Here is a 3,931-nt window from a genome sequence, read left to right as displayed (position 1 = left end):
TGGCAGAATGATTCTGGATCCGTGATCTGAGCGGTCAGAACATTATTCTGCCCTGTATGATTCTGCCACTTCAAATCATTCGGCGTTCGATGCATCGTCCGCGGATTGAACGAGTTGCTCAACGGTCGTCTCGAGCTGCATCCCGGTGAAGTCTAACGCCGCGACCTTGCCGGCTTGATTGAAGATCGCAACGAAGGGCAACGACACCAAGCCGAACTTGGTGGCGATCGGATTTCCCTGGTCGCCGTTGGATGAAGAAACGCTTCGAAAGCTTGGAAAACCGAGATCGTTCTGCGCCAGGAACTCGCCCAGCGGCGCCTGTTCTGAATCGAGGTTCATTCCCACGATGGCGATTTGATCAGGATGTCGCGATTGGATTTCTTTGAGCATCGGGACGATCTGCAACGATTGCGGAATCGTCACGGCCCAGAACGGCATCAACACGACCTTGCCCTTGACGCTGATTGATGAGATGCCGCTGCCGTCGAGTGTTGGCAGGTTGGCCAACGCGTCGAACGAGGTCCCGATGACGTCCCGGCGTGCTTCCATCGCCATCCGAGCCGTTTCGATTTCATTGGCCGTGGCGGAGTCGGTATCGGCGAACCCTTCAGCCAGAATACGAAACGTTTCTTCGACAAACGCTTCGCGCTGGGCTGCTTCGAGCTGCAGCGCCGACGTTCCCAAGAATTCCACCGTGTTCATCTCGGGGGCTTCGCGAATCAATTCCGTCACGGCTTCGGTCCATCGCGCCAACGCCACGTTGTCGTTCTCAAGAATTTCCCCGAGCAGGCGTCTGGCAGAGTCATACTTGGCGGTCCCGGCGGCATCGGCGGCGACTTGTGCGATCATCTTGTCGGGCGAGTTGCCGTACAACGCCAGGATCTTTTCGCGGACCCGGGCGGATTCGTCGATCAAGCCGTAATTGGCCAGCACCTGCCTGGCTTCGGCCATCATCAAGACCGCCGGAATGTCGGCGGTGCGACTGGCCGTCATCCCTTCAATCAACGAGACGATTTCCTGGGCCGCCGATTCGCGTCCAGCTCTCAGCCCGTCGATCGCGAATCCGATCAGCACGATCCTGCTGTCGCCGGCGATCGTGGGTACCGGCGACGACAGATTCTCGCGCGCGAGTGCTTCGAGCGCCTTGGCCGAACTCAGGTCACCCATCGCCGAAAGGTGCGAGAGGGCTTGGAGCTGGCCCCGCAAGCCCGCGGTGCGTTGCTTTTCGGTAGCATCGGCGTGTGCTTGGAGCCGGACGGAGGCTTGCAGCTTGCTGTTCGCCAACTGCCGCATCAGCTCGTTGGCCTGATTCGGGTCTTGCAGCTGGTCGCGGCCGCGGGCGAGCATCTCCATGTCGCGGTCGGACTCTTCCAGGTACGTCATCAGTTGGTCGGCGGTCAGGTCGTCGCGAAGTTCACGTTGGGCGGCGACGGCTCCGGCGGCGTCGATCATCTCGGGAATCCCCGCAGGGATCGCGGTCGTCTCGGCCAATTCGAATCCACGCGGTGATTCCGATGGCGAATCGGGCGGACTGGGAGCGGTCGAACCGCTGGGCGTCGTCCGCCGGCCGGTCAAGTCGCCACGTTCTCCGATGGTCGAAGGCAGCGGCGTGGTCTGTTGAGAAAACGCGTCGGATCCGACGTCGGGTTCTTCGCCATCGGCCGCCATGTCGGCGGCACTGCGAATCAATTCCTCATCGCCCTCGCCCGTCGCGGCGGCGGGCGCATCGGGCGAGGTGGATTCAACGTCGTCTCGGGAGCACCCGGACAGCACGAAGACGACGGACAGCAAAACGGCAAAAACAGTGTTGGCTGATTCGCCCGAAAGCATTCGGATGCGCATGGAAAGGTTCACGGAAAAACGGGACAGGACTCTGATTGCCCAACTATATCGCATCGGCCGACTTTCCACTGCGCCGGAATCAACCCATCGCGCCGGCATCGAAACACCGCCCCCACCCTCCCTGGCAGTGAGGGTCGAGCGAAGCGAGGGGAGGTCGAACGGCGAATCGCGGTGTTCACTTCGCCGGTCCGGGTCGCGTTCCCATCGGCAACGAAAACCCTCTCCTCGCTACGCTCGACTCTCCCAGGGGGAGAGTGACGAAACCTCTTGATGATCAACGACTTAAAAAGGGCCAGATCTCCAAAGCCGGAACAGAAGCTGCTAAACTGCACCGCTGTCAACTCAACCTTGATTCCCCACCTCGCCCCAGTATTTCCGCCATGCGACCATTCCTCGCTTGTAGCTTGCTGTGCTTGCTGACGCTCGCTTCCTTCGCGCAAGAACGCCCCAACGTCGTCGTCGTGCTGTGCGATGACATTCGCTGGAACGCGCTGTCCTGCGCCGGCCATCCCCACCTGAAAACGCCGAACATCGATCGCTTGGCCGCCGAGGGCATTTATTTCGAGAACATGTTCTGCACGACCAGCTTGTGCTCTCCCAGTCGCGCCACCATCCTGAGCGGACTTTACGCCCACGCCCACGGGGTCACCAACAACTTCACCGACTACCCCGCCGAGCTGGACAGCTTCCCGCGTCGGCTGCAGGAGGCCGGCTACCAGACCGCGTACATCGGCAAGTGGCACATGGGTGAAAAAAACGACGAGCCCCGCCCCGGATTCAACTACTTCGTCACCCACAAAGGCCAGGGCAGCTACTTCGATACGGAATTTAACATCAACGGAACCGGAAGCCGCGTCGTGCCGGGTTACTACACCACGGTGGTGACCGACATGTCGATCGATTGGATCGACAAACATCGCGCCGACGACGCCTCCAAGCCGTTCATGTTGATGATCGGCCAGAAAGCACCGCACAGTTTCTATTTCCCCGAACCGAAATACGAGCACGTCTTTGACGACGTCGAAGTCAACTACCCGCACTCATCGTTCAAGCTGGACGACAAACCGAAGTGGATCACCCAGCGACTCTCGACCTGGCACGGCATCTATGGGCCGATCTTCGACTGGCGTAAAGAATTCCCCAACGACAAAGCCAGCGGCGTCGTTGATTTCGCCCGCATGGTCCGGGCGTACTGGGGAACGATTCTGTCGGTCGACGACAGTGTCGGCCGGTTGGTCGATCATTTGAAGGCGGCCGGGCAATTCGACAACACCATGTTCATCTTCATGGGCGACAACGGATTGCTCGAAGGGGAACACGGCATGGTCGATAAACGGACGGCTCACGAAGCCAGCGCCCGTGTGCCGATGATCATCCGCTACCCCCGCTGGACCAAGCAATCCGGGCCGGTGCGGATCAAACAACAGGTCCTGACGACCGACGTCGCGCCGACGATCTTGGACGCCGCCGGTGCCACCCAGCTGACCAACATTCACGGCAGTTCGATCAAACCGCTGGTCTCCGGAGACGACAGTGGCTGGCGGACCGAATGGCTGTATCACTACAACTACGAAAAACAATTCCCCTACACGCCCAACGTTCGCTCGGTGCGGGGAGACCGCTACAAGTACATCCGCTATCCACACGGCGACGGGTCTCCGGATCGCCACATGGCCGAGCTGTATGACATGCAGAACGACCCGGCTGAATCGACCAATCTGGTCAACGACCCCGCACACCAGTCGACGATCGCCGAAATGGAGCAGCGGTTGTTGCGGGCGATGAAAGCCGTCGGACTTGATCCGAGCAACGACACCATGCCGCTGGATGCCGGCATCGGAACCGCGCTGCCGGACAAGGCGATTCGCTAGTCGGCTGGCGACGCTCTCGTTTTGTCGTCGCGGAATTCGCCAACGGCAGGGTCGATTGAGTGAGCCGCGGAAACAGGGCCGTTCTGTGAGCGGCAGGGCGCGAGCCCTCCGGTCCTGGCGTCACCGGACGGCTCGCGCCGTTCCGCTAACACGGCCCTCAGTGTTCCAGCGGATGTTAGCGGCAGGGCGCAAGCCCTCCGGTTCCCGCGTCACCGGAC

2 protein-coding genes are annotated in these 3,931 nt (G+C 60.7%); one reads left to right on the top strand and one right to left on the bottom strand.

Going from position 1 to position 3,931, the window contains the following annotated elements; genetic code table 11:
* Positions 1-75: 75 nt before the first annotated feature.
* Entirely contained in the window at positions 76-1,842 is a 1,767-nt protein-coding gene (locus ABX749_RS24930; protein ID WP_372898378.1) for a TlpA family protein disulfide reductase, read from the bottom strand.
* Positions 1,843-2,222: 380 nt separating this feature from the next.
* Between ABX749_RS24930 and ABX749_RS24925 the strand changes: the two genes are divergently transcribed.
* Positions 2,223-3,713, top strand: coding sequence for a sulfatase (locus tag ABX749_RS24925; RefSeq protein ID WP_372898377.1), 1,491 nt, complete (start codon positions 2,223-2,225; stop codon positions 3,711-3,713).
* The last annotated feature ends 218 nt before the right edge of the window (positions 3,714-3,931 follow it).

The sequence above is a fragment of the Stieleria sp. genome, assembly GCF_041595215.1.
Lineage (GTDB): Bacteria > Planctomycetota > Planctomycetia > Pirellulales > Pirellulaceae > Stieleria > Stieleria magnilauensis.
Note: the sequence above shows the minus strand (reverse complement) of the source record. Positions and strands in the feature narration are given on the sequence as shown.

What these genes read in the sequence shown, in the direction of transcription:
- ABX749_RS24930 (WP_372898378.1), bottom strand. Translation starts at nt 1,842, where the DNA reads ATGCGCATCCGAATGCTTTCGGGCGAATCAGCCAACACTGTTTTTGCC.
- ABX749_RS24925 (WP_372898377.1), top strand. Translation starts at nt 2,223, where the DNA reads ATGCGACCATTCCTCGCTTGTAGCTTGCTGTGCTTGCTGACGCTCGCT.